The organism is Thermoanaerobacterium thermosaccharolyticum DSM 571, from assembly GCF_000145615.1.
Lineage (GTDB): Bacteria > Bacillota > Thermoanaerobacteria > Thermoanaerobacterales > Thermoanaerobacteraceae > Thermoanaerobacterium > Thermoanaerobacterium thermosaccharolyticum.
Genome location: NC_014410.1, coordinates 1,119,409 through 1,146,070, shown reverse-complemented (window position 1 = coordinate 1,146,070; position 26,662 = coordinate 1,119,409). Strand labels below are relative to the sequence as shown.

Genomic DNA, 26,662 nt, shown 5'->3' with positions numbered 1-26,662 from the left:
CATTACTACTTCTTGTATATAGCATCAAATGGACACTTATCCATACATGTTCCGCATTTAATGCACTTATCTTGATCAATAACATGCGGCTGTTTTACTTTTCCTGAAATAGCATTTGTAGGACAGTTTTTAGCGCATATTCCGCATCCTTTACACTTTTCAGGATCAATTCTGAATCTCAAAAGTGCCTGACATACACCAGCAGGACATCTCTTCTCTTTTATATGAGCTTCATATTCATCTCTAAAATACCTAAGCGTTGAAAGAACAGGATTCGGTGCAGTCTGACCCAGTCCGCATAGCGAAGATGCTTTTATAGAATTAGCAAGAGTTTCAAGTTTTTCGATGTCTCCCTCTTCACCTTTTCCAGATGTAATCTTATTTAGCAATTCAAGCATCCTTCTCGTACCTATACGGCAAGGTGAACATTTACCACATGATTCGTCAACTGTAAATTCTAGGAAGAATTTTGCTATATCAACCATGCAATTATCTTCATCCATTACAATAAGGCCGCCGGAACCCATCATTGATCCTATGCTTAAAAGCGAGTCGTAATCAATAGGTGTGTCTAGATGTTCTGCTGGAATACATCCACCGGAAGGACCACCAGTCTGAGCTGCCTTAAACTTTTTACCGTTAGGTATTCCCCCACCTATTTCAAATATGATTTCACGAAGCGTTGTACCCATAGGAATTTCTACTAATCCTGTGTTGTTTATCTTTCCGCCAAGAGCAAAAACTTTAGTCCCCTTTGATTTTTCAGTGCCTATACTTGAGAACCACTCAGCACCGTTTAATATAATTGCTGGGATATTTGCGTAAGTTTCAACGTTGTTGATAATCGTCGGTTTCTCCCACACACCTTTTACAGCAGGAAATGGTGGTCTTGGTCTTGGCTCTCCGCGTTTGCCCATAACAGAATTTAGAAGTGCTGTCTCTTCACCACATACAAAAGCTCCTGCTCCAAGCCTTATTTCAATGTCAAAATCAAATCCTGTATTAAAAATATTTTTACCTAAAAGTCCATATTCTCTAGCCTGATCAATAGCAATCTGAAGTCTTTTTACCGCCAAAGGATATTCAGCCCTAACATAAATATAACCATGGTTAGCTCCTATTGCATACCCTGCTATTGCCATAGCTTCTAAGACGCTGTGAGGATCTCCTTCTAAGACGCTTCTATCCATAAATGCACCAGGGTCCCCTTCATCAGCATTACAAACAACATATTTAGGTGTTTCCTTCTGGTTATAAGCAAATTCCCATTTCACACCAGTAGGAAACCCACCACCGCCTCTACCTCTTAAGCCTGATTTCTTAATTTCCGATATAACTTCTTCCGGAGTCATTTCTGTCAAAACTTTTGCCAAAGCTTTATATCCATCAAATGCAATTGCTTCTTTTATGTCTTCCGGATTTATAAGTCCGCAGTTTCTCAAAGCCACTCTTTGCTGTTTTTTAAAGAATCCCGTTTCTTCTAGAGGCTTTATTCCTTCTTCTGTTACGCTTTCACCATAAAGATATTTTTTTACAATTCTTCCTTTTAGTAAATGTTCTTCAACAATTTCAGGAACATATTCTTCTTTAACACGGCTGTAAAAAACACCTTCGGGATATACAACCACAACAGGACCTAGTTCACACAGTCCAAAACATCCAGTCCTCACTACTTGAATTTCTTTGTCAAGACCTTTATTTGCAATTTCTTCTTCAAAGCACTTTGCAATCCTATCTGAATTTGACGATGTACATCCAGTACCACCGCATACCATAACATGTGATCTATATAACATCTACAGCCCTCCTTTATTCAACACTACTAATAGTCCATTCTTTAATTGGATGTCCGTTGACAACATGCTCTGCTATAATCTGTCTAGCTTTGTTTTCATCAACTTTTATATACGTCACTTTTTCCTGACCTGGAATGTAGACATCCACCATAGGTTCATACTTGCACATGCCAATACAACCTGTCTCAGCTACGACGACATCCGTAATATTTCTTTTACCAAGCTCGTCTAATATTGCCATCATCACTGGTCTTGCACCAGCAGCTATGCCACATGTAGCCATTCCTACGGTTATCCTTATGCCATTTCTATCTTTTCGAAGATTTACTTTTTCTAAAGTTTCTTTTCTAATCTTTTCTAACTCTTCAATAGATTTCATATTTACACCTCCATGACACACTTTAGATTTTCGGTCAAATACTCCAGCAACCATTTCAGTACAGATGGTTCAGTAATTTTCACACCGTCCAATACTTTCTTTATCTCAACTGTATCAAATTTAAAAATCTTCTCATCTACTTTAATGACAAACAATATATTAACTTCACTATCTGAAATAATCAGTGAAATTATAGTAGAAGGTATATCACCGATTGGTATTAAATCAACACTAGAAATTTTAAAAGTTCCTTCAACATGAGTACCAATGCCTTTTTTAGATTTGATTTTTGCGTCTCCGCCACACTGTTGAGCTAACTCTTTAAAAAACGATAAACCTAATCCTACTTTTCGCTCTTTTCTAGTTGTTGTAAAAGGATCAAAAACCTTCGATAGGAACTCCTCTTCCATACCACATCCATCATCATCTACAATAACAGTTAGCAAATCCTTACTATGATCAATGTCAAGTTCGATTTTAACATTTTTTGCACCGGCCTTTAGGCTGTTCTGCGCAATATCTAAAATGTAAAGTGAAAACTCTTTCATATTATTTAATCAAATTTTTTCAAAATATCATCAACATCATCAGGTGTCAATCTTCCAAAAACTTCGCCATTTATCATCATAACCGGTGCAAGTCCACAAGCACCCAAGCAGCGGGTCGCTTCAAGTGAAAACTTGCCGTCGCTTGTTACATCTCCTACGCTTATTCCAAGTTTCTCTTTCAATTTATCCAATACCATCGCAGAACCTTTTACATAACAGGCGGTACCAAGGCATAAACCTATTTTGTACTTTCCAGATGGCTTCAAAGTAAACCTAGAATAAAACGTCGCAATACCAAAAATCTCTGTCAGCGGTACATTCATTTCTTCTGAGATAAATTGCTGTACTTCAATAGGTAAATATCCAAAAATTTCTTGTGCTTCATTCATAACAGCAATCAGCGAACCATCGACATTTTTTAATTCGTCAATTACTTTTTTAAACTTATTTACCTTTTCTTCGTCAAATTTTTCATAAATTGCTTGCATCTAATACCCTCCTTTTGAATAATTTTAGAACTTTTAAATGTAATCATAAGACATGATTATTATATCATATGTTAATTAATTTTTTAACAGGTTTAAAATAAAATTTTTTATTTTCTGATAATCCCGACTAATTTGATATGTTTTTATTAACTGCAAAGCCATTCTACGATACTTTCAAAATCATTGCACTCTATATAATGGATTCTTTCATTTATATCGCCTAGTCGGTGCGCATCAGAAGACGAAATTATCTTGTACTTTTTTTGATATTCACTTGTATTTCCTACTATACTAAAATCATAAGATACTTCAACCGTCTTTAGATTGGAAATATTCGGTATAAACCCTAAATTTGATATGATGCTGTAGGAAGTACGATCTACATGGGCAGGCACAGCAGCACCTTTCCCATCTATCATTTTAAAAATATCGTCAATAGAAAAGCCGCATGAAGTTAAAAGCAGCTTTTCTTCTTCCGCAATAATGTTATCATCTTCATCCATAATAAGCTGTTCTCCGAAAATAGATTTGTTATTTTTTATGCATTCTAAGCTGTCATAAATTATTTTTCCAAAGCTTATACAGTCAAAAATATCAAAAAAATAACATAATATATGAACCTCTTCCTTTGTCTGAACTTCTATTCCGGGAATTAATTTTATCCCTTTAGACTTGCTTAATTCGTAAATAACTTCCACATTTTTTGCCGAATTGTGATCAGTTATTGATATCACATCAAGTCCTTTTAACACAGCCATATTCACTATGTTATTCGGAGTCATTTCATTATCAGCACAAGGCGATAAAGCAGAATGGATGTGCAAGTCGTAGTAAAACTTCATTTGATCATCTCGCTCAATTTAATTGCTGCATCATATGATGTACCACTAAATGAAATAACGGGTATATTTTCCTCATCAGCTTTTACTTTAGCATTTTCATCAAGTTTTTCCCCTTCACAAATAATTATACAGCTTATTTCTGTCATTAGCGCAACAGCAACTACATTTACATGAGTCTGTATCGTTATCCATGCACTGCCGCTTTTAACATGGGACATTACAAAACTCAATAAATCACATACGTAGACGTTGCTTATTTCTTTTTCAATTCCACCGCTTCCTGCCACAAGTGTAAATTCCGAATTCAAAATATCTTTTACTTTCAAGATTTTACCTCCTTATCACTGCCTATAACAGGCGGAATTTTAATTGACAACTTATTAATCTCTTCAGCCAATATTTTAATCCTGTCCTTCAATTTAAAGATACAGTCGTACTCACTAGCATAACCTTTAACTATGTCTTCCGCAAGGGCTCTGCAACCTGGTGATCCACATGAACCACAGTCAAGACCAGGAAGATTTTTGTATATTTCATCAATTGATTTCATCTTATCTATAGCTTTGTCTATATCATCGTCAAGATTTAAAACATCGCTTTTTTTAAGTTCTACATTTAGCATAAACTCCCTATAATCTGCTACTAAATGCTTTTTTATATTAGCTTCTTTATTAAGTTTTTCTTTTATCTTCATTATTCTATTTCTCGCTACGAAGTTATTTTCAACAGTTAATGGACCTCCAACGCATCCTCCAATACACGCCAGTCCTTCAAAAAAATCTATATCATTTAACTTTCCTAATTCTATCTCTTCAAGCACATTTATCACATTTTGGATTCCATCCACAAAAAGGCAGTTTTCCAGTGATGTGCCATAGGACTCACCACCTGCATTTGCCCAGCCAACACCAATCATTGATGAAGCATGCTCTACACTTTTATCCCGAGATCTTCTATTGTCCAAAATCATGCTGTATATATCATGCATTGAAAAAACACCGTCTATATATGATTTTTTAATGCCTATGGGGTTCTTTACGCTAGTCACTTTTGCAGCACATGGTGATATGAAAAATACTCCTATTTCCTCATCATTAAGACCTGTTTTCTTTTTTGCCTCATCTTTAGCAATTTTCCCAGCAACTTCTACAGGTGGCATAATATCTAAAATATTGTCAATCAATGATGGAAATCTCTGTTGTATAAGACGTACAATTGCAGGACATGCAGATGATATAATAGGCCTTTTAAAGTTTTTTATCTTTACTATAGTTCTGGTTATATATGAAACAATATCAGCCGCGTATGCGACTTCAAAAACTTCGTCAAATCCACATGATTTTAAAGATGCAAGTATATCTCCAATTGTCATGTCTTTAAATTGGCCGTACAGTGATGGTGCAGGAAGTGCTATCTTATATTTGTAATTTTTCATCATCTCAGTATCATCAGTCACAACGATTTTAGCATGATATGGACAAACTCTAACACATTCACCGCAGTCAATACACTTTTCCTTAATTATTTTCGCTTTACCATCTCTTACACGTATTGCCTCTGTTGGGCATCTTTTTATACAGTTTGTACATCCTTTACATCTATCTTTATCAAGAGTTACGGAATGAAAATACATTACAAACAACCACCTTAAATATTAATTGTCATGACGATTTTGGTACCATTCTCATCATGATTGACAATATCCATTACATCAGCATTTCTTTTCATATTAGGTAAACCCATTCCTGCTCCAAATCCCATCTCTATTACCTCCTTTGGAGCCGTAGAATATCCTTCTGTCATCGCAAGTTCTAAATCTTTTATGCCTGGCCCAGTATCTTCCGCTATAATAACTATTTTATCTGAATATATTTCAAAATGCATTTTACCACCATATGAATGAATAACGATATTCATCTCCGCTTCATAAGCTGCTATCGAAGCCCTTCTTACAATATCTGATGGTACAGAAAGCATCAGTAAAGTCTTTCTAAATGTACTTGACGATTCCCCTGCAGATGAAAAATCTCTTGCTTTAACATCAAAATCCATTATATATGGCTTCACGATTAAGAATCACTCCCACAATTAAGTCCATTTTTGTATAAAAGGCCACATGCAATAAAAAGAGGATAATCAGTTTTCATAATGACAATTGAAGCAGAATCAGCCATTTCCAAAATCTCACGTCCAGGTTCTTTGCCCCTTACAAACACAATACATATGATATCACCTAATACTTCTGCTGTCCTTACAACTTGTACATTTGTAAGTCCCGTTAGCAGCAATGATTTCTCATCTTTAGAAGCTAAGACATCACTCATAAGGTCTGCACCGCAAGCAGTATTAACTTCTTCTGACAATCTCTCATGTCCGCAAAGAACTTCTGCTTTTAATATTTCTCTTACTTCCGCAAGCTTCATGCTACACTCCCCTATTTCAAAGAACTCATCTTACTATAATATTCCATTATAGAATCAATAAACAGCTTCTGTGTTAAGCCATAAGCATTTCCATCATTAAGCTCAAATGAAGTTTTAATATCTTTAAAATTGTTTAAAATATGACCATTAATAGCCATTGTACTCTCTACAATTTTTTTTAAATTATTATCACTTCTTATATTATAAGGCACTTCACTGTATTTTTTAAAGTACAACTCTGTCTCATCTATATCTTTTTCACTGGCAATTCCAAAAGCTATTTTATATGACAGCTCGGATAAATGCGATAGATTATTATAAAAGCTGTTTATATTATCTAATGCAGTCTTTACATCATCTTTTGAATTTTCCTCGTAAGATATTTCATAAATAGGACCATTGTTTATAACAACAGACGATATGATACCACTTTTATTAAGTTTTAAACTTAAATTATTGGCTTCATCTTTATCAATAAAATATCCTACGCTTAAAATATATTTATCATTGCTTTTTATTGATTCCCCATAAATTCCTTTCATGATAAGCAAATTTAAATTGTAGTCTGCATCCCTTTCATTGTCGTATTCTCCTATTTTAACAAGATAATAATTTAATTGAGGCATTTTTAGAGAATAACTGTACTTAGTGCTGCTGCTTATTTTAGATAAGTAAGGTCTTATCAAAAACTGTGTTATTAAAAAACCTATTAACACAGAAACAAATATTGATAAAAATAATAAAAGAACAGCTTTTTTTAAGCTAATTTTAACATTTTTCTTGTTTTCTTCTTTTGCATACACCATAATCACCTATAAAATATATTCTACATAAATGCATAAATTCCTTTTTAAACTACTTTAAAATATTTCTTAGGACTATTTTCTCATTTTTTAATAGTTAAAGGATTTTTTTAATTCATGTCGAAATATATATAAAAAAGGAGGTTTTTGAATTGGATTATATTAATTCATTGATTGAAAGTAAATTTAATGAAATCCAATCACGGTTACCTGTAAATATAAACCTCACAAACCAGAATAATTCATTTCAGGATATTTTAAACGACTTAATAAGTGAAGGCTCTGTAAATACAAATAATTATATAACTGAAGCAAATAAGTCAGCAGATGTAAAACCAGTTAATGTAAACAAAACATCAATTGCTAATATAGCTGATTACATTAATGAAGCTTCAAAGAAATATGGAGTTAGTCCAGAATTGATAAATGCTGTCATAAAAACCGAATCAAATTACAATCCGTATGCTGTATCAAATGCTGGTGCAATGGGTCTTATGCAGTTAATGCCATCGACTGCTCAATATTTAGGAATAGACAATCCCTTTGATCCTGGAGAAAATATTGATGGAGGAACAAAGTTGTTAAGTCAACTTCTTAATAAATACAACAATACAACTCTGGCTTTGGCAGCTTACAATGCTGGGGAAGCAGCAGTAGAAAAATACAGTGGCGTACCACCATATGATGAAACAGTAAACTATATAAATAAAATCATAGATGATTTATCAAAATAAAAAAGGGTCATGCACGTTATGTGACAACCCTTTTATTATTTACTGCTTATATTTGGCATTTTTATACCTTTGTTGTGCGCTCAATATTTTCTTTCTAAGCCTTATGCTTTTAGGCGTAACCTCTACAAGTTCATCGTTGGCGATAAACTCCAAAGCCTCTTCAAGAGACATTTCTCTAATCGGTGAAAGTCTTAATGCCTCATCTGCAGTTGCGGAACGTAAATTAGTAACATGCTTTTTCTTGCATACATTGACATCTATATCCTCACTTCTAGAATTTTCACCAACTATCATACCTTCATACACTTCAACACCAGGTCCTACAAAAAGAGTTCCTCTTTCCTGCGCATTGTAAAGTCCATACGTCGTTGTTGTACCAGCTTCAAAAGCCACTAGAGAACCTCTAGACCTTGTGGGTATATCACCTTTATATGGTTCATAATCATATATGACAGACGTCATTATCCCATTTCCTTTTGTATCTGTAAGAAATTCAGAGCGATACCCTATGAGGCCTCTTGTTGGTATTTTAAATTTAAGCCTTAATGTGCCTGGTTTTAATGTATGCATGTCCATAAGCTCCCCTTTTCTAGAGCCCATCTTCTCCATAACTACTCCCATAAAGTCCTCAGGTATATCAATCGTCACAAGCTCTATAGGCTCATGCTTGACGCCATTTATCTCTTTTATAATAACAGTAGGTTTAGATACTTGCAGCTCATAACCTTCTCTTCTCATGGTTTCTATCAAAATGGATAGATGTAGCTCACCACGTCCAGATACCTTAAATGCTTCTGTCGTTTCAGTTTCTTCAACCCTTAATGCAACATTTGTTTCAAGCTCTCTAAATAGCCTTTCTCTAAGGTGTCTAGATGTAACATACTTGCCTTCTCTTCCTGCAAAGGGACTAGTATTTACTCCAAAAGTCATTGAAATTGTAGGTTCTTCTATTTCGACAAAATCAACCGGCTCAGGTTTTTCAGGATCCGCTATAGTTTCACCTATTTCTATATCGCTTATACCTGATACAGCCACTATATCACCCAGCAAGGCATCCTCAACTTGAACCCTTTTTAAGCCTTCATATTGGTATAAATTACTCAGTTTTACATTTTGTACAGATCCATCTCTTTTACATATGGCGACATTTTCACCTGATACGATTTTGCCTCTTACAACTTTTCCAATAGCGATTCTTCCAATATAATCGTCATAATCAAGTGTCGTAACAATAAGTTGCAGTGGGTCATCTATATTGCCTTCTGGTGCCGGAATTTCCTTTAAAATTGTATCAAAAAGTGGGCGCAAATCCACTGACTCATCTTTCAAATTTAACTTAGCAACCCCTTCCCTAGCAGATGCGTATACAACAGGAAAATCAATTTGATCATCATCGGCACCAAGCTCTATAAATAAATCAAGCACTTCGTCAATTACCTCTTCAGGTCTAGCATCTGGCCTATCGATTTTATTTACAACTACAATAGGCTTTAAATTAAGCTCTAAAGCTTTGCTCAATACAAATCTGGTCTGAGGCATTGGTCCTTCAAAAGCATCTACAAGTAATAATACACCGTCAACCATTTTTAGTACCCGTTCTACCTCACCGCCAAAATCTGCATGCCCAGGCGTATCAACTATATTTATCTTTACACCATTGTACCTAATGGCAGTATTTTTTGAAAGAATAGTAATTCCTCTTTCTCTTTCAAGCTCATTTGAGTCCATTACTCTCTCTTCAACTTTTTCATTTTGCCTAAAGATGCCGCTCTGCTTTAGCATGCCGTCTACTAATGTAGTTTTGCCATGATCTACATGTGCTATTATAGCTACGTTCCTTATATCATCTCTTACAAACCCCATTTAGGTTATCTCCTTCCACATAAATGCAAATTTTATACAATATATAATAATATATTAATAAACTTCAATAGTCAATAAAATGATTGCGTAGAAATTCGCAAATATTCCACTAAAAAAAGACACATCAACGTGTCTTTTCTCAATCTTTAAACAAAACTTTAGTTTATTGTATGACTCTTCTGGCTGTCGCATAGTGAGTGCTGTAATAGTCATCTTTAAGTGAACTGATCATGACCTTTCCTGCACCTGATGAGGCATGCATAAATTCTCCATTTCCTATGTATATCCCAGCATGATTTATTATGCTGCTACCTAATGTCTTAAAAAACACCAAATCACCAGGCTGTAAATTTCCTCTGTCTACATATGTGCCAACCGTCGCTTGATCATCGGCCATTCTTGGCAAATTTACGCCAACACTTTTAAAAACATATTGCGTAAATCCAGAACAATCGAATCCAGAAGGTGATTCACCACCATAGACATATTTAGTCCCTAAAAACTTCTTACCAAAGTCTATCAGCCTTAAAACAACGCTTCTATCAACATCCCCTCTAGACACTGTGCTAGATGATGATCTTAAAGAAAGGTATTGCCCATATATCCATCCAACAGTTCCATTAGATAATTTTATATTGTACCAGCCATTTTCCTGTCCAAGTACAGTGACAACGTCATTCCAATTTAATTGAGTTATTACTTTTGATGATAAACTGCCACCACTTCTGATATTTACACTATTTCCAATCACAATGCCAGTTCCAAGATTGTCTGCGTAAACATGCGTCAACATTGAAGAACCTACAAGTGTCATTCCGAAAACGGATACACCAAAAACTAATTTACTTAATCGACTATTCATAGCTAATCTCCTTCCTTTTTGCCTCCGGAGTTAGTTGACGGGTGCGGAATAAGAAGGTATCCCTACTGCTTATAGCAGATTAACCCCAAAACATGAAAAATCCTCCGTACCTAAATAGGATTCGGCAAGATTGCTAATATGTACAAGTTTCTTTTATTTTATCAAACATTATTACTAAAGTCAATGTTTTCATAATAATTTTTTAAGATTTTTTTAATATTTCCTTAATATATTTTATAATAATTTAATAAATTTGTTACAATCTATGTAAATAATCGTTATAATATAGTATAATTTTATTTAACAACACAGAAAGGGGATCCAGATGAGTCAGATAATCATACTTCAAAAAATATCAATAAGCATTATAGTAATTTTTTTAGGCTATGCAGTAAAGAAGATGAAATTTTTACCGAGTGAGACTGGAAAGGTATTAAATAACTTTATCATATATATAACTCTACCTGCCAGCATTGCAAAAGTCTTTTTTACTACAAAAGTAAACACCAATTTATTTGTTTTAACATTTTTTGGATTTATCCTAGGCATTATTACTTTTCTAATGGGATTTTTAATTTTTAAAAAAAACAAACTTAAAAAGAGAAACTAAAGGCACGCTTATGATTTCACTATGTGGGTATAACATCGGCCTTTTTGCATTTCCTTTTATTCAACAGATATATGGAAATAATGGACTTTTACACATTGCTATGTTTGACATGGGTAACTCATTTAACGTCTTTGGGATTGCTTATATTATAGCATATGCATTTTCAGAAAATGATAAATTGGATATAAAAAAAGTTTTCAAAAAAATCTTGTACTTCATTCCATTTGATACATACATTATTTCGTTTATTTTGAATATAGCTGGATTCAAATTTCCCGGCTTGATCGTTAATCTTGTAGAACAAATTTCACTGCCAAATACTACCTTAGCCCTTTTCGTAATCGGATACTTCCTTGATTTTAATCTAGATAAAGACGAAATAGTATCACTTGTAAAAGGCCTTATTATAAAGTACATACCTGGTATAATATTGTTTATTACACTGCCACTTTTCTTCAGCACAACTTCAATGACAATTAAAGCCATAATGCTAGGCTCAATAATGCCAACAGCACTAGTAGCAGTAATATATTCAGATGAGAGAAATTTAAACGTAAAACTTGCGTCCATATTTATAACATCTACAACTATTATAACTATTATATTTATGTCACTTATAATGCTAAAGTGGTAATAAACATAAAAAAAAAGCCTTAATGGCTTATTTTTTATGTAAAATATTTCTTTTTCATATTTTGGTGCGGAGGGCGGGACTTGAACCCGCACGGATAACTCCATACGCCCCTCAAACGTACGCGTCTGCCTATTCCGCCACCCCCGCGCGTCTTCATCGCTAACACAATAGTCATTATATAATGTTTTTTAATTTGTGTCAATACTTTTTTATACGACTACATAAACTTATATTACGGCAAAAAATAAATTATATTAAATCAAGCAAGAAGAAGTTTCTTGCTTGATTATATTATTCTCTTTAATTTTTTATTTTCTATTCTTCCAGGAATTCTGCCTCTTTTAGCAATAGGTTCTCCTTCTACCTCTTTAATATCCATAGTCATATCTATTGGTGAAGCGTCTGATATATAGCTTCCAACGCCAAATGCATCTGCACCACTTAATGCAAGTTCTTTTATTCTTTCAGGTGTAAGCCCGCCAGACACAATAATTTTGACGTTATTGTATCCTTTTTGATTAAGCCTCTGTCTTAGTTCATAAACGAGGCTGGCTGTAACGCCTCCCCTTTCTGACGGTGTGTCTAACCTTATTCCGTATAACCTATCACCAAGATATTCAGCAACTCTTAATGATTCCTCTATCTCATCCTTAAATGTATCAACTAAGATAGTTATTTTCTCATCATCAGGCGTTATTTCACTGTATGCTTTTGCTATAGGCAGTGTATCACCGGCAATCAGAAATGCTGCATGTGGGACGGTCCCTTTCGGTTCTTTTCCAGCAAGTTTTGCTCCTAGTATGCAGCTTGCATCATCTGCCCCACCTATAAGTGCAGCTCTTTCCATAACAGGTGCTACCGCTGGATGTACGTGTCTTGCGCCAAAGCAAAGGAGCGGTTTATCTGGAATAGCTTCTTTTAACTCTCTTGCTGCAGTTGCCCACCCACAAGAGCTTGCAAGTATCCCTAATATGACGGTCTCATATGTCCCAAATTCATTGTAAGGTCCAATGATTCTCATGATTGTTTCCTTAGGTTCAAATGTTTCTCCTTCATCTATAGACCATACTTCAATATTTTTATCTTTCAAAACACTTTTTACTTCTGGCAAGCCTGCAAAAATTCCATTTTTTCGTGCAAATATCTCTGCTGTAACGACTTTCCCATCGATTCCTAAGTGTTTTAAAATATCCTGAGTTCTTAAAAAATATACATCTGTCGTGGCGCCATTCTTTATTTCTTCATGTGTTGCAGAAAAAAATTCCCTATTTTCACTCACCTTAACTTCCCTAAGATCTTCAAGATACTTTATCATTTTCATATGTATTCTCCCTCTCTATAATCGAAATATCTTAAGTATTATAGTTGTTATGCCGAGAGCTATCATTGGACCTATCGGTGCACCTTTAAAAAAGCTTACTCCAATTACTGTGCCTAGCAAAACACCAACGACACCATTTGTGTCTACCTTCATCGTATCAAGACCTATAGATGCCAATACAGCTACAATTATTCCAGCGATAATTGTAATAAGGCCTTCAATGCTTTTCGAGGCATTTATAAAATCGCTTAATGATACCTTATTCAACGCAAGCGGAGATAGAGCTCCCATTGTCAATATTATTATACCAAGATTTATCCCATTTTTCGATATATATTGATTAATTATTTCTAGATTCATAAGCTTAATAAGCAAAAGCATTGAAATAGCAGCTGCAACATTGTTATTTTTCCCTACAATGCTGAAAAATAACATGATAGAAAGAAGCGCAACACCAAAATCCATATAACCCCCCTCACAATTCCATTTCAAATTATTTATACAAGCTCTTGTAAATCTTGTAGTATTTAGTCACCTTTTTGATGTATTTATCCGTCTCTGTAAAAGGTACCTTTTTTAAATTGCTACCATTTTCTGAATACCTTTTATCCTTCAACCAATTTGAAACATTACCGCTTCCACCATTATATGCTGCAACTGCTAAAGTGATATTGTTATTAAATTGTTTTAAAAGATATTTAAGATACCACGTCCCTATATTTATGTTATAATCGGGATTATACAGCATATTTACATTAAAATTTTTTATACCTATGTAATTCGCTACCCAAATTCCTGTCTCAGGAATGACCTGCATAAGGCCTATAGCACCTTTACTGGAAACAATGTCAGGATTAAAATTGCTCTCTGCCTTTATCATAGCAAAAACCAAATAAGGATCAACGCCATATTGATTTGAATAAAAGTATACCTGCTGGCTGAATTTTTTAGGATATAGCTGTTTCAGAAACCAGTTGGTTTTAACGCCATAAACTGTCAAAATGGTAAATATTATTACAATAATTACTGTGACTTTTTTAAATTTCAATATAATACCTCCAGATGTTCTATTTTGAAAATCGTCCCCACAATAATTCAACCTGCTTTTTTATAGCATTAAAGTCCTTGCAATTATTAATTATAAAGTCAGCATACTTCATTTTGTCTTCTATAGACATCTGGCTTTTAATACGGTTCAAAGCATCATTGTAATTCAAATTATCTCTTTTCATAAGCCTTCTTATCTGAGTTTTTTTGTCTACTACTACAAGCCATACTTCATCTACCATATTAAAAAGCCGCATTTCAATGAGAAGAGCCGCATCTAAAATAATAGCTTTCTCTTTACCATTTTTTCTTTCTTCTTCTATTATTTCTTTTATCCTCCTTATTATTTCCGGATGTGTTATTTCATTTAGTCTATTTAATTTCTGCTTATCAGCAAACACAAGGTTACCAAGCTTTTTTCTGTCTATTTCTCCATCTTTTCTTAAAATTTCTTTTCCAAACTCATTAACTAATATATTATATGTTTTAGTACCTTTAATCATAATCTCTCTTGAAACAACATCTGCGTCAATTATAAATGCCCCAAGACTTCTAAGTATCGATGATACGGTGCTTTTCCCAGACGCAATTCCACCCGTCAATCCTATAACCTCCATCATAGCACCTCCTGTCTATATAATTTAAAAGTGTCTATCAGACACTTTTATTTTGCATCGTACCAATTTTTACCATAGCCAATATCTACAACCAAAGGGACTCTTAGCTTTATGACATTTTCCATTATGGTCTTTAATAAGTTTTTGACGATTTCAACTTCATCGGGAAAAGTATCAACAATAAGCTCGTCATGGATCTGCAGTATTAGCTTCGATTTTAATGATCTTGACTTTAATTCATTGTATACTTTCACCATTGACATTTTTATTATGTCTGCCGCGCTTCCCTGAATAGGCGTATTCATCGCCATTCTCTCGCCAAATGACCTTTGATTATAATTCTTTGAATTAATCTCCGGTATATACCTTCTTCTATTCAAAATTGTCGTCACATATCCATTTTCTCTGGCAAATTTGACTACCGAATCAATGTAATTTTTAACTCCTTTGTACCTATCAAAATAATTGTCTATATATTCTTTTGCCTCTTTACGAGAGATCTTTAAATCTCTAGAGAGACCATAATCGCTTATACCATACACGATTCCGAAATTTACAGCTTTCGCACGCCTTCTCATTTCACCTGTAACTTCTTCAGGAGCAATTTTAAACACTTCTGACGCTGTCCTTAAATGTATGTCTTCATTGTTTAAAAATGACTCAATAAGCTTTATATCCTCTGAAAGATGTGCAAGAACTCTCAACTCTATCTGTGAATAATCAGCAGATACAATATATCCTCCCTGAAAGCTGGATATAAAAGCTTTCCTTATTCTTCTGCCAAATTCATCTCTTACTGGTATATTTTGCAAATTAGGCTCTGTAGAGCTGATTCTACCCGTTGCCGCAACTGTCTGCTTAAACGTGGAATGAACTTTGTCATCCTTGTCCATTATTGGCATGAAGCCATCTATATATGTTGATTTCAGCTTCATAAGCTGTCTATATTCGATTATCTCGCCAACTATCTCATTGTACGGTATAAGCTCCACAAGAACTTCCATATCAGTGGAATATCCTGTTTTAGTCTTTTTTATTGGAGGCAAATTCAATTTATCAAACAAAAACTCTGATAACTGTTTGGTAGAATTAATATTAAATTCATATCCCGCAGCGTCATATATGTCTTTTATTATTTTATCTGTCTTTTCGCCTATTTCTTTGGATAAATCTTTTAATACATCTTTATCTAATGTAAATCCATATACCTCCATAGATTTTAACACTTCTACCAGTGGAAGCTCAACATTATCAAGAAGCTCTTCCATTTCCATTTCTTTTATAAAGGACATTAGCTTATCTTTTAATTTAGATAATTTTGATGCAGTAGCACACAGATAATCAATTAAAAGCTTCTTATCTATGTCATCATAACTCTTTTTGCTTTTACCTTTTCCCAGCATATCCTCAATATTAGGTATGTCCTCTTTTAAATACTTCTTTAAGACACGCCCTATATCGTAATTGGATTCTGAAGGATTTAGCAGATAAGTCATTATTGCGGTATCGTAAAATTTACAATTCAGCTCTATGCCATGGTATGAAAGATTAACAAAAAAGTCTTTTATATCATGACCTATAAGCGTAAGCTTCTCATTATCCAATAATTTAAACACTTCATAGTCATCTACTTCAACAAAAAATGATTCATCATCAGTGGCAAATGATACAGCTTTTACTTCGCCTTCAAGTATTAATGGATAAAATGATAGTGTATCTTCTCTCTTTAGCAGCTCTCTTATATATTTAAAGTCTCTTACAGGCCACTCTTTGACTTCTCTAATATCATCAGCATCTTTTTTTAGGTCATTAATTAAACTGGTAAACTCCAACTTCTCAAATAAATCTATTAATTTTTCTCTATCATAATCCCTCAACTGGTATTCGCTTAAATCTATTTCAATTGGAACATTTCTCTCTATAGTAGCAAGTTTTTTGCTTAACATAGCCATTTCTGTATTATTTTCAATATTTTCTCTTATTTTCCCTTTTAATTTATCAGTATTCATAAGGACATTCTCAATAGAGCCAAATTCTTTAATAAGTTTTATCGCTGTCTTTTCTCCTATATTAGGCACGCCAGGGATATTGTCAGATTTATCTCCCATAAGGCCCTTCAAATCAATAAACTGGCGTGGAGTAACCTCATACCTCTCAACGACTGCCCTTTCATCGTATTCTTCCATCTGAGTTATGCCTTTTTTGCATATCTTCACTTTTACACCATCTGATACAAGTTGAAGTGCATCTCTATCACCGGTGACAATCAATACTTTTAAGCCATTTTCAGATGCAATTTTAGATACAGTGCCTATTATGTCATCTGCTTCAAATCCTTCAATCTCAATTGTCTTTATATTAAATGCATTGATTACATCTTTTAAAATATCAACCTGCTCAATAAGTTCCTCAGGCATAGACTGCCTGGTACCTTTATAAGCACTGTACTCTTTATGTCTAAAAGTTGGAGCTTTTTTATCAAATGCAACAGCTATATAATCAGGTTTTTCTTCATCAAGCAGTTTTAAAAGCATCATTGAAAAACCGTATATGGCATTTGTATGCAGTCCCTCACTGTTCATTAAATCTGGAAGCGCAAAATACGCTCTGTACATTAAGCTATTTCCATCTATGATTAAAAATTTTGACATACGCTCACTCCTATTTAACTTCTTGTAATCTAATATACCGCAAAAAAAAGAGGATGTAAATTGTCCATAATTATTTTTTAAACAATTTATATCCTATATAAATTAAATATACCAATATTGAAAACGGCAATAAATATATTGATATTATAAATACATATTTTAAAAATTCAAAAAATATCTTAAGACTTTTTAAGACGGAATTCAAAATATCATTTAAAATACTTCTACCAAATATATTGCCAAATTTCGTCTGTGGCACAACCTGTACAAATGTCAAATTGATTGTGCTCATGCTGGTCATATTGTCCCATATTTTTATTTGATTCTTATATGAATCAATCTGTGTCATCACTTCATTTAATTTATCTTCAACTTGCAGTATATCGGAAATATTACTTGCTTTTTTCAACAACTCCTGCAATTTCTCTTCTTGTATTTCGAGATTTTTTATTCTAGACTCCACATCATAGTATTGTTCTGTTATATCATTGCTGATAGTTCTTATTGTTTTGACGTCGCCTAAAGATTTAATACTTGCAATGACATCTTCAAAATCATTTGAAGGTATTTTTAATACGACGTTTATCGTTTTTTTATTATCGCTTGTGCTGCTTTCACTTGAACTTTCAATATACCCATTATATTGCTTGCTTATGTTTAATATCTTATTGTAGCATTCATCTGCACTGTCTGTTTCAATGGAAATTGTCGCATCCTTAGTTATTTTTCTTTCATAGTTCGCATCCAATCCTCTATTTAAATCAAATGCATTAGCCTGTGATACATCTTTTTTTAAATCAGACGTAACTTTACCACTGCTTATGGAAGTCTGTGAAGAATAATTTACAGCGCTTTTTGTATTAAGAGCAGTTTCTGTAACGCCGACGTCATTTATTTTATTCTCGAAGAGTTTAAATCCAAGTGATAATATAAATATCGATGCAAATACAGCAAAAGCAATTATAAATTTCCTCTTCCCTAATTTTTTGTAGCTTTGCCCTGATTCTAAGTTTTTCTTTTCTTCTAGCAATTTAGCGTGCAGCATATCATTAAAGTTGTTTGGTAATTCTATAGGAGGCATATTCTGTAAAAACTTCTTCACAGACATTAACTCGTAATAATCATTTTTGCACCCTGTGCATAAATCTATATGATCACTTATCTCTTCCATTTGTCCTTTGCTTAGCTCTTCATCAATATAAAGGTTAATCAATTTCTTGACCTTACTGCACTGCATTATATTTACCCCCTTTCTTCAACAGCATTTATAAAACCAGGTATCTTTTTTAAATTTTCTTTAAGAATATTCCTTGCTCTTGATATTCTAGATTTTACCGTTCCAATGTTTGTGTTTGTTATTTTAGCTATTTCATTATATGTAAGTCCTTCAATATCTCTAAGTATTAAGACAATCTTATACTCACTCTTCAACTTATTCAATTCATCTATTATTATCTTTCTAGTAACTTTATCATCAAAGATATCCTCAGGGGTTCTAAAATCACTTATTTCTTCCAACTGCTCCTCAACACCTTTTTTCTTTCTAATAAAATCAAGTGAAACATTGACGGCAATTCGATAAAGCCATGTCTTAAATTCACTGTTGCCTCTGAATTTTTTTAAATTTATATAAGCCTTTATAAACGTCTCCTGTGTCAAATCCAACGCATCTTCTTTGACATCTACAATCCTGTATATGACATTGTATATATAATTTTGATAAGTGCTTAATACGTTTTCAAATGATTCAATATCTCCTTCTTGTGCCTTTAAAAGGAGCTGTTTTTCATCCAATCATAAAACCTCCCCTCAATAAGTATGACGAAAATACAAAAGATAAGTTCCAAAATTTTAGTTATTTTTATTCTATCAGAAAAGTCAAAAAGCACAAAAAAAAATAAGCGCTACTGACGCTTAATATATATTTTGTTTGATGATGAATCAACTATTATATTTAGTCCATATATACTTTTCAAGTCCTTTTGATTGATATAAGATTTGCTGTTATATATTTTATATTTAACTGGATTGCCATCGATGGTTACACCTTTGTCTTTAGCCCATTCAACCTTTTGCCCTGTTATATTGCAAAATTCTTTAATTGGAATGTAAATGTCTCTATTTTGATAGTCTGCATAATCAGTTGTGGATAAAAACTTACCTTCATAATAAATAATGTTACCCATCATCTTAATCGTCTTTGTATTGTCGTCGATGCTGAAATTTACGCCTGTCATATTTCCTATATCATAAATATTTGCATAATTCTTATTATCAATTAAAATTGAATTTAAACTTTTAATTTTCTCATCATCAATGTTGAAAAAATCTTTGATATCGTCAACATTTATGTAAAGCTGACCTTTATCCGATTTATACACATCATCGCTTACAAGTTCATTATTGTGAATGACCTTGTACCCATCTGAAAATACTAAAGGATCGCTGATGTTTATGTATTTATATAATTCATCAAAAATATCATTGCTTACCTTTATACCTTCATCGCTTAATTCTTTCTTAATTGACTGCTTCGTATTTAAACCTTTCTTGTAAAAATCCGGATACACAAACAGCGCTTTACCTCCCGTTGGAGATGTCTTTGTAAACATCGTTTGATATACGACATTGACAATGTCACCGTAATTGACCATTTCGTAAAGTTCTTCTACATCTGCTTCGTACATCCTTATGCATCCTGACGATGCTAAAGTACCTATAGATGATGGCATGTTATTTCCATGTATGCCATAATCGCTGTAAAATCCTATCCATCTATACCCAAGTGGGTTATTAGGACCAGATGGAACTACTTGACCATTCCATGGCGATATCCATGTAGGATTTATCTGTTTATTTATAATTCTATATGTACCTAATGGAGATGTAGACACAATTTTGCCTACTGCAATGGGATAAAGTTTTGATATATTTTGTGAAACAAAATATATCGTTCTAGAAGGGATATTTACTGTTATAGTGCTTGCAAAACCATAACATGTGTTTGCAAATGCAAAAATAAAAATCAATATTAAAGTTATAAAACATCTTCTTTTTGTCTGCAACTTTACACCTCTTTTCACAAATTTTATCGATAATAAAAGCGTAAAACTTACCGTCACACGCCTATTACTTTATCTATGATAAAATTTGTGAAAATATGATTCATATTTTGTTTTTAATCTCTTCTTTTAATTTTTTTGAATTTGGTGTGGAAAATACAATTTTAGTTGCATATCTTTCGAAAAATAAGAAGTAATAAATTTTTACAGGCGATTTTAATTCGATCTCCAGCAAATCCTTTTTAGATACTATCATGCTACATGTACTATCAAAAACATGAATGCCTCTTCTGTACGTATTTCTATTTTCTGCTTCACCTACGTATGCAATATTATCATATCTTATTCTGACAAAGCCCATAATACCTAATGATATGACAAGATAATCCTCCAATAAAATGGTTTGAGAAATCGCTATTGAAAATAATATAATAGACAATACCATCAATAAAATTATGTACAGCACCCACCAGAGAATCGATAATTCAATATTAAACCCTTTAATATTAACATCTACAAATACGTATATAAACAATAGTGCTACGCTTATTAAAATAAGCAATGTCAAAAAATACAATACAAATCTGCTGAATTTGTCCAAAATATAATACTTCATAACCTTCCTCCAGAAATAAATTTGATAAATGAAATTTTACATCATATATAAATTAATTTCAAGTTAATAAAATACTTAATCTTACAAATAATAAAAAGGTAATATGTAAAGGTCTAATTTCATATATAATTGGAGGTGCATTTAATTTGGAAAGAGGTAATTTATCTGTAAATGAACTTGTCTTAGTAGGTGTAGGTGGAATACTTGGTGCCGGTTTTTTTCTAGCAAGTGGCATTGCAATACATACTGCAGGGCCCATAGTTTTGTTAGATTATGGAATATCTGCTTTTATAATGTCTGAAGTTTTTTGCGCATTATCGGAAATGATCGTTGCAAATCCTGTCGACGGATCGTTTAGAGTTTATGCTGAAGAAGCACTAGGTGACATAGGAGGCTTTTTAAGCGGATGGGTTTACTGGACTGCAGGAGTATTCATAATGTCCAGCGAAGTAACAGCATCAGCAATATTCGCCAAGTTCTGGTTTCCTAATGTACCATTGTGGATTTTCGCTTTAATATACTCTGTTATGGTTCTGTGTGTAAACGCTTTAGGTACAAAAAATTTCGGCACCATTGAATCGTGGTTTTCCACCATCAAGATATCTGCACTATTTATAATAACCATAGTTGGAATCTTGACGCTTTTGGGATTTTTCGGCAGTAAAAGTGAAATAGGTGTTAAAAACTATTTTATCCATGGTGGTTTAGCACCAAACGGCATAAAAGGTTTCTTAGGAGCACTATTAATGTCTTTAATACCATTCGGTGGCGTCGAAGTCACTGCAATGACAGCATCTAAAACAAAAAAGCCAAAAAAATATGTGCCAATAGCCAGAAAATATATCGTTTTATTTCTATCGACTTTATACCTTTCGTCAATTGCCGTCCTGCTAGGCGTAATCCCGTGGTATGAAGTTTCTACAAAAGAAAGCCCATTTATTAAGCTTCTTTCGTTCACCCATATACCGTATATCGACTCCATAATGAATTTTGTAATACTGACAGCTGCATTGACTACTATGAATGGTGCCATGTATGGTGTGACACAAGTCATGTATTCCTTAGGAAAGGGAAGATTTGCTCCAACTTTTTTAAGTAAAGTGACAAAAAGAGACGTGCCAATTTACGCACTTTTATTTAGCAGTGTAGGTTTATTAATAGCAGTCATACTTTCATACATTCTTCCAAAAGATGTATATGAATATATAACAAGTGCCACCGGTTTTATACAATTTTTTAACTGGATAATTATTTTGTACACATTTATAAAATACAGACCAATACTCAGAGACAAAAACCATGAATATTTTGAATGCCAAAAGCATAGTTTTCCTTTAAGACCGTGGTTTACTATTATATTAATAATTGCAGTTCTTCTATCTACACTGGTTGTGCCAAAACAAGCAATAGGCTTTTTTGGTGGACTAATACTGCTGATTATTATACTTTTGTTGTACTTCATTGCCAAAAAGCTAGATTTATTTGATAAATGGTAAAAATATCGGGAATACCCGATATTTTTAGTTCACTATTTTTTAAACACAAACAAAAGTCCAAATGCAATGAGAATAACAGGCCAAAAAAGCTTTAAATAAAACCATGGGATAAAAGTCCTAGCAAGAAGGTATACGCCAATTGCGATTAAAATCCATCCAAAGATTTCACCACTTCTCTTTCCACCTGTAACTACCTTTGCGTTTTCTGTATCTTTTACTTCATTAACATCGCTAGAATTAAAATCGCTATTTTTAAGCTGATGTGGATTTTCAGGCACAACAATCCACGCTATTATATAAAGCAAAACACCAGTACCACCTACTAAAGCAATTAAAGCCCATATAAGTCTTACAATCGTCACATCAATGTCAAAGTACTCAGCTATCCCTCCGCAGACACCACCGATAATAACCTGATTTCTAGAGCGGTACAATCTTTTATCCACATTGAGACCTCCTTTTTCACAAATCAATTTTATAATTTTTAGCAGATTAACAAAAACACAAAATATTATTGCTTAAAAACAATGTATAATAAAAAATACACCCCCCTTTTGCAAAACAATTTTCTACTTTGTATTAAATACTTACTATAAATTATACTCAACATAAATGTTTTTGGGAAGCGAAATTTAACGAATCAGATTAAATCACAAAGAAAATTTCATAACGTATTATAGAATATAATGTTTTAGGAGGTGTATCTATGGACAACAAATGGTATTTTGATATAGCACCAGGTGCTATTGATGATTTGAATGAACATGCCCACGACATAACAACTCTCATTCCCTTCTGGTATGGAGTTAAATCAGACGGAACATTAGCAGACATGTCATCACAAGAAGTTAAGAATATTGCATCACAAAATAATCTGCCGATCTTTGCTATTGTTCACAACTACTCAGATCCCAAGAAATCTCAGCTTATACATGACCTTCTATCAAATGCGTCCTTAAGAAATACATTAATAATGAATATAACGACTATGGCTGTATACAACAATTATCCCGGCATAAATATCGATTTTGAGTTTGTACCTCCCGAAGACAGAAACAATCTAAATGCATTTATGGAAAACCTGTATAGCTCTCTTAAAAATGTTAGAAAAATCGTGACAATTTCATTGCCAGCAGAAATAGAAGACAATCCGCGCCATCCTTTCTCAGGAGCTTTTCAGTACTCCATATTGGGTCAGTTTACGGATCAGGCATATATTTTAGCATACGATGAACATTTTTCCAATCCAGGGCCAATTGCATCTATAGGCTTTGTACGCAGCGTTCTAAATTACGCTGTTACCGCTATACCGTCAAGAAAAATTTGGCTTGGCATGGCTGTATACGGCTATGACTGGGCAGAAGGTTCTAATTATCCCAGAACATTATCTTACTCACAAGCAATAGAAACTGCTAAAAACCTGGGTGCAACAATAATATATGACGAAACCGCCCAAGAATCCACATACACATATACAATTGACTCAACGAAGCACACCGTATGGTTTGAAGATGCTAGAAGCTTTCAAGCAAAATTGCCGTTACTTGTACAATACAACTTATCCGGCATAGCCGTCTGGAGACTTGGTCAAGAAGATCCTAATATCTGGAATATAATCAGAGGAAGTTAATGCTTCCTTATTTTTTTGGGAACTTTTACATATATTTTCCGTCTAATTAATATGAGATGAGAATAGTATAAAATTAAAGAAGAAAAGGAGGTTTAACAATGAGAAAGTTTTTATCCTTTCTGCTGGTCAGTTTATTGATATTTACAGTAGCTATTCCCTCAATTGGTTTTGCACAAACCAACAGCAAAATTGAGCTTAAACAGGCAATAGAAATTGCTAAAGAAAAGCTAAATATTCCAAGCAGCGGATACAACTTTAATTCCAACTACTACGAAAACGACAGCAATAAAACATGGTACTTAACATGGTCATCCAGCACAAATGGAAACATAAATGTCAGCGTAGATGCTGATACTGGTGAAATAATAAGCTACAATTTCTACAAACCCGATAATACGCCAGTAAGCATTATACCAAAACACACAAGGGAAGAAGCAAAAGAAGTCGCAGTAAACTTTTTAAACAAAATTGTACCAGAAAAATTTAAAGAAACAAAAGAGCAAGAAACTGATGATTATGCTGGGCTCAATCCAAAGATTGCATACAGTACAGCCTATTCATTCAATTTCATCCGAATAGTCAATGGAATCCCATTTCAAGGAAATCAAATAACTGTGGAAGTAAATAAAAACACTCTAGATGTTCAGTCATATTATTTAACTTGGGGCAGTGACTACAATTTTCCTGATCCAAAATTAGCTATTTCAAAGGACAGAGCGATTCAAATATATAAAGACAACAATAGTTTAAATCTGCAGTACAACCTTGTTTACACAGATGTATATGGCAATAATGAGTCTACACCACAAGCTATTTTAGTCTACAGCCTTGTCAACAATCAGCCTGTGGATGCTATTACAGGCAAAATTTTATACCAGGGTTATTACGGTCCGTATATCGGCAGAATGGGTTCTAAATCAGATAATTCTCAAGTATTATCACCTCAAGAACAAAAAGCCGTAGATGATGTATCTATGTACATTTCAAAAGACAAGGCAATTGAATTAGCAAAGGAGAAGCTTCCGTTTACAATCGGTTCCGAATACAGCCTTACAAGCTCTAATCTTTACAAAGATAATTCAAATTCCAACAGTGCAACTTGGAATTTCAGTTGGACTTACAATGAGGGCAACAACTACAATTATATATCTGCAGCCGTAGATGCAACAACCGGTGAATTAAAATCATTTTACCGAAACGATAGTAATGAAAATAATGCACAAGGTAAGACTCCAAAGTACACAAAAGACCAGCTCAAAAGTATAGCAGAAGATTATCTCAATAAAATACAACCGGAAAAATTTAAGCAAATGGAATATCAAGATGTCCCTATATCTGTATATGATAATTCGCCATATACATCATTTAATTACATCTATAAAGTAAACGGAATACCATGCCCATTTGACTCAATAAATATCGGCATCAACAAGTACACTGGCGATATAATAACATATAATTTAAGCTGGACTGATGTAAAGCTGCCTGACAATAAAAATATAATTGGCCTGGATGATGCTTACAAAACGTTATTCAATAACGGCGATTTTCAACTTAGCTATATAATTTACTATGCTCCCGATAAGGTTTATCAACCCCCATCAAAAGACATAAGACTTGTATACCAATTAACAAACTTCAATGGCCTAATAGACGCAAACTCCGGTGCTTATATAGATTATTCAGGTAAGCCTATACTTAAAAACGAAAATACACAGTTTACTGATATTGCAGGAAATTGGGCAGAAAAAGATATTTTATTGCTGTCTAAATATGGTATAGCGGATGGTAAGAATGGCAAATACATGCCAAACGATTATATTTTGCAAAAGGATTTTATAAAGATGCTGGTTAAATCACTACAGCCAAATAACGTGATAATACCACTTACATCGAATGAAGATGAAAATTACGACAATTATTACAACGTAGCAATTAACAGCAAAATCATTACAGAAAATGAGAAAAAACCTGATTCTAAAGTAACTCGCCAAGATGCAGCAAAGTTTATCGTAAGAAGCCTTAATCTAAAATACATCGCTGACTTAAACAGTATTTATACATTAGACTATTATAAAGACGCTGATAAAATAGAGGATTCTTCAAAAGGATATGTTGCAATATTATACGGTTTAAATATAATGACAGGCATCAATGGATATTTCAACCCAGACGAAAACCTCACAAGAGCGCAAGTAGCATCGATTTTAGTAAGATACCTAAGAGTAGAAAAATAAAAA

General features: G+C 33.5%; 28 protein-coding genes, 1 tRNA gene and 1 riboswitch. Of the genes, 6 read left to right on the top strand and 23 right to left on the bottom strand.

The annotated features are described in order from the left end of the window. Nucleotides 1–5: 5 nt before the first annotated feature. The 10 genes from nuoF to TTHE_RS05505 form a co-directional block, all read right to left on the bottom strand. Nucleotides 6–1,796 carry an NADH-quinone oxidoreductase subunit NuoF gene (gene nuoF, locus TTHE_RS05550; RefSeq protein WP_013297607.1) on the bottom strand — a complete coding sequence of 597 codons (1,791 nt, stop codon included), beginning with the start codon at nt 1,794–1,796 and terminating at the stop codon, nt 6–8. 13 nt (nt 1,797–1,809) lie between these two features. Next, nucleotides 1,810–2,175: a (2Fe-2S) ferredoxin domain-containing protein gene (locus TTHE_RS05545; RefSeq protein ID WP_013297606.1), complete on the bottom strand. Its 366-nt coding sequence runs from the start codon at nt 2,173–2,175 to the stop codon at nt 1,810–1,812. Nucleotides 2,176–2,177: 2 nt separating this feature from the next. Continuing rightward, nucleotides 2,178–2,723 carry an ATP-binding protein gene (locus tag TTHE_RS05540; RefSeq protein ID WP_013297605.1) on the bottom strand — a complete coding sequence of 182 codons (546 nt, stop codon included), beginning with the start codon at nt 2,721–2,723 and terminating at the stop codon, nt 2,178–2,180. Between the two features lie 5 nt (nt 2,724–2,728). Further along, nucleotides 2,729–3,211: an NADH-quinone oxidoreductase subunit NuoE family protein gene (locus TTHE_RS05535; RefSeq protein ID WP_013297604.1), complete on the bottom strand. Its 483-nt coding sequence runs from the start codon at nt 3,209–3,211 to the stop codon at nt 2,729–2,731. Between the two features lie 146 nt (nt 3,212–3,357). Continuing rightward, on the bottom strand, nt 3,358–4,053 hold the full coding sequence (locus TTHE_RS05530) for a PHP domain-containing protein (RefSeq protein WP_013297603.1): 696 nt from the start codon (nt 4,051–4,053) through the stop codon (nt 3,358–3,360). Further along, the gene (locus TTHE_RS05525) at nt 4,050–4,379 is read right to left on the bottom strand and encodes a DRTGG domain-containing protein (RefSeq protein ID WP_013297602.1); all 330 of its coding nucleotides are present in this window, start codon (nt 4,377–4,379) and stop codon (nt 4,050–4,052) included. The genes TTHE_RS05530 and TTHE_RS05525 overlap by 4 nt, the downstream gene beginning before the upstream one ends. Further along, nucleotides 4,376–5,686 carry a [Fe-Fe] hydrogenase large subunit C-terminal domain-containing protein gene (locus tag TTHE_RS05520; RefSeq protein ID WP_013297601.1) on the bottom strand — a complete coding sequence of 437 codons (1,311 nt, stop codon included), beginning with the start codon at nt 5,684–5,686 and terminating at the stop codon, nt 4,376–4,378. The genes TTHE_RS05525 and TTHE_RS05520 overlap by 4 nt, the downstream gene beginning before the upstream one ends. A gap of 14 nt (nt 5,687–5,700) precedes the next feature. After that, nucleotides 5,701–6,105, bottom strand: a complete 405-nt coding sequence (locus TTHE_RS05515) for an ATP-binding protein (protein WP_049774949.1) — start codon at nt 6,103–6,105, stop codon at nt 5,701–5,703. 17 nt (nt 6,106–6,122) lie between these two features. Further along, nucleotides 6,123–6,476: a DRTGG domain-containing protein gene (locus tag TTHE_RS05510; RefSeq protein ID WP_013297599.1), complete on the bottom strand. Its 354-nt coding sequence runs from the start codon at nt 6,474–6,476 to the stop codon at nt 6,123–6,125. A gap of 11 nt (nt 6,477–6,487) precedes the next feature. Beyond that, a complete protein-coding gene (locus tag TTHE_RS05505; RefSeq protein WP_013297598.1) occupies nt 6,488–7,282 on the bottom strand; it encodes an SPOR domain-containing protein in 795 nt (264 codons plus the stop codon). 149 nt (nt 7,283–7,431) lie between these two features. Between TTHE_RS05505 and TTHE_RS05500 the strand changes: the two genes are divergently transcribed. Continuing rightward, nucleotides 7,432–8,013 carry a lytic transglycosylase domain-containing protein gene (locus TTHE_RS05500; protein ID WP_013297597.1) on the top strand — a complete coding sequence of 194 codons (582 nt, stop codon included), beginning with the start codon at nt 7,432–7,434 and terminating at the stop codon, nt 8,011–8,013. A gap of 39 nt (nt 8,014–8,052) precedes the next feature. On the opposite strand, the gene typA is transcribed toward TTHE_RS05500, so the two are convergent. Together typA and TTHE_RS05490 are read right to left on the bottom strand one after the other, a co-directional pair. Beyond that, nucleotides 8,053–9,876, bottom strand: a complete 1,824-nt coding sequence (typA, locus tag TTHE_RS05495; protein ID WP_013297596.1) for a translational GTPase TypA — start codon at nt 9,874–9,876, stop codon at nt 8,053–8,055. Between the two features lie 163 nt (nt 9,877–10,039). Further along, the gene (locus tag TTHE_RS05490; RefSeq protein ID WP_013297595.1) at nt 10,040–10,738 is read right to left on the bottom strand and encodes a C40 family peptidase; all 699 of its coding nucleotides are present in this window, start codon (nt 10,736–10,738) and stop codon (nt 10,040–10,042) included. 5 nt (nt 10,739–10,743) lie between these two features. Beyond that, nucleotides 10,744–10,875, bottom strand: a riboswitch (cyclic di-AMP (ydaO/yuaA leader). A gap of 188 nt (nt 10,876–11,063) precedes the next feature. Here TTHE_RS05490 and TTHE_RS14570 point away from each other — a divergent pair. Further along, nucleotides 11,064–11,348, top strand: coding sequence for an AEC family transporter (locus TTHE_RS14570; protein ID WP_231292730.1), 285 nt, complete (start codon nt 11,064–11,066; stop codon nt 11,346–11,348). 10 nt (nt 11,349–11,358) lie between these two features. Next, entirely contained in the window at nt 11,359–11,982 is a 624-nt protein-coding gene (locus TTHE_RS05485; protein WP_231292729.1) for an AEC family transporter, read from the top strand. 62 nt (nt 11,983–12,044) lie between these two features. Here the strand turns inward: TTHE_RS05485 and TTHE_RS05480 are convergent. The 10 genes from TTHE_RS05480 to TTHE_RS05435 form a co-directional block, all read right to left on the bottom strand. Continuing rightward, nucleotides 12,045–12,129, bottom strand: a tRNA-Leu gene (locus tag TTHE_RS05480). Between the two features lie 139 nt (nt 12,130–12,268). Then, a complete protein-coding gene (locus tag TTHE_RS05475) occupies nt 12,269–13,303 on the bottom strand; it encodes a nicotinate phosphoribosyltransferase (RefSeq protein ID WP_013297594.1) in 1,035 nt (344 codons plus the stop codon). A 15-nt stretch (nt 13,304–13,318) separates the two neighbouring features. After that, complete coding sequence (locus TTHE_RS05470; RefSeq protein ID WP_013297593.1) at nt 13,319–13,768, bottom strand: DUF441 domain-containing protein; 450 nt, start codon at nt 13,766–13,768, stop codon at nt 13,319–13,321. 28 nt (nt 13,769–13,796) lie between these two features. After that, nucleotides 13,797–14,351, bottom strand: coding sequence for a lytic transglycosylase domain-containing protein (locus TTHE_RS05465; RefSeq protein ID WP_013297592.1), 555 nt, complete (start codon nt 14,349–14,351; stop codon nt 13,797–13,799). A gap of 19 nt (nt 14,352–14,370) precedes the next feature. Then, nucleotides 14,371–14,967, bottom strand: a complete 597-nt coding sequence (gene coaE / locus TTHE_RS05460; protein WP_013297591.1) for a dephospho-CoA kinase — start codon at nt 14,965–14,967, stop codon at nt 14,371–14,373. A gap of 47 nt (nt 14,968–15,014) precedes the next feature. Next, nucleotides 15,015–17,618 (bottom strand): DNA polymerase I, encoded by a 2,604-nt coding sequence (polA, locus tag TTHE_RS05455; protein ID WP_013297590.1) that lies wholly within the window; start codon nt 17,616–17,618, stop codon nt 15,015–15,017. 70 nt (nt 17,619–17,688) lie between these two features. Continuing rightward, nucleotides 17,689–18,855, bottom strand: a complete 1,167-nt coding sequence (locus tag TTHE_RS05450; RefSeq protein ID WP_013297589.1) for a DUF4349 domain-containing protein — start codon at nt 18,853–18,855, stop codon at nt 17,689–17,691. A gap of 5 nt (nt 18,856–18,860) precedes the next feature. After that, on the bottom strand, nt 18,861–19,412 hold the full coding sequence (locus TTHE_RS05445; protein WP_013297588.1) for an RNA polymerase sigma factor: 552 nt from the start codon (nt 19,410–19,412) through the stop codon (nt 18,861–18,863). Nucleotides 19,413–19,522: 110 nt separating this feature from the next. After that, nucleotides 19,523–20,701 carry a L,D-transpeptidase gene (locus tag TTHE_RS05440; RefSeq protein ID WP_231292728.1) on the bottom strand — a complete coding sequence of 393 codons (1,179 nt, stop codon included), beginning with the start codon at nt 20,699–20,701 and terminating at the stop codon, nt 19,523–19,525. 82 nt (nt 20,702–20,783) lie between these two features. Further along, nucleotides 20,784–21,296: a hypothetical protein gene (locus TTHE_RS05435; RefSeq protein ID WP_013297586.1), complete on the bottom strand. Its 513-nt coding sequence runs from the start codon at nt 21,294–21,296 to the stop codon at nt 20,784–20,786. A gap of 146 nt (nt 21,297–21,442) precedes the next feature. On the opposite strand from TTHE_RS05435, the gene TTHE_RS05430 reads away from it, so the two are divergent. Next, nucleotides 21,443–22,792 (top strand): amino acid permease, encoded by a 1,350-nt coding sequence (locus TTHE_RS05430; protein ID WP_013297585.1) that lies wholly within the window; start codon nt 21,443–21,445, stop codon nt 22,790–22,792. A 32-nt stretch (nt 22,793–22,824) separates the two neighbouring features. Here TTHE_RS05430 and TTHE_RS05425 read toward each other — a convergent pair whose 3' ends face one another. Beyond that, nucleotides 22,825–23,238, bottom strand: a complete 414-nt coding sequence (locus TTHE_RS05425; RefSeq protein WP_013297584.1) for a PspC domain-containing protein — start codon at nt 23,236–23,238, stop codon at nt 22,825–22,827. 260 nt (nt 23,239–23,498) lie between these two features. Between TTHE_RS05425 and TTHE_RS05420 the strand changes: the two genes are divergently transcribed. Both TTHE_RS05420 and TTHE_RS05415 read left to right on the top strand, forming a co-directional pair. Beyond that, nucleotides 23,499–24,422 (top strand): glycosyl hydrolase family 18 protein, encoded by a 924-nt coding sequence (locus tag TTHE_RS05420; protein WP_013297583.1) that lies wholly within the window; start codon nt 23,499–23,501, stop codon nt 24,420–24,422. Between the two features lie 98 nt (nt 24,423–24,520). Further along, on the top strand, nt 24,521–26,659 hold the full coding sequence (locus TTHE_RS05415) for a YcdB/YcdC domain-containing protein (RefSeq protein ID WP_013297582.1): 2,139 nt from the start codon (nt 24,521–24,523) through the stop codon (nt 26,657–26,659). Nucleotides 26,660–26,662 lie beyond the last annotated feature (3 nt).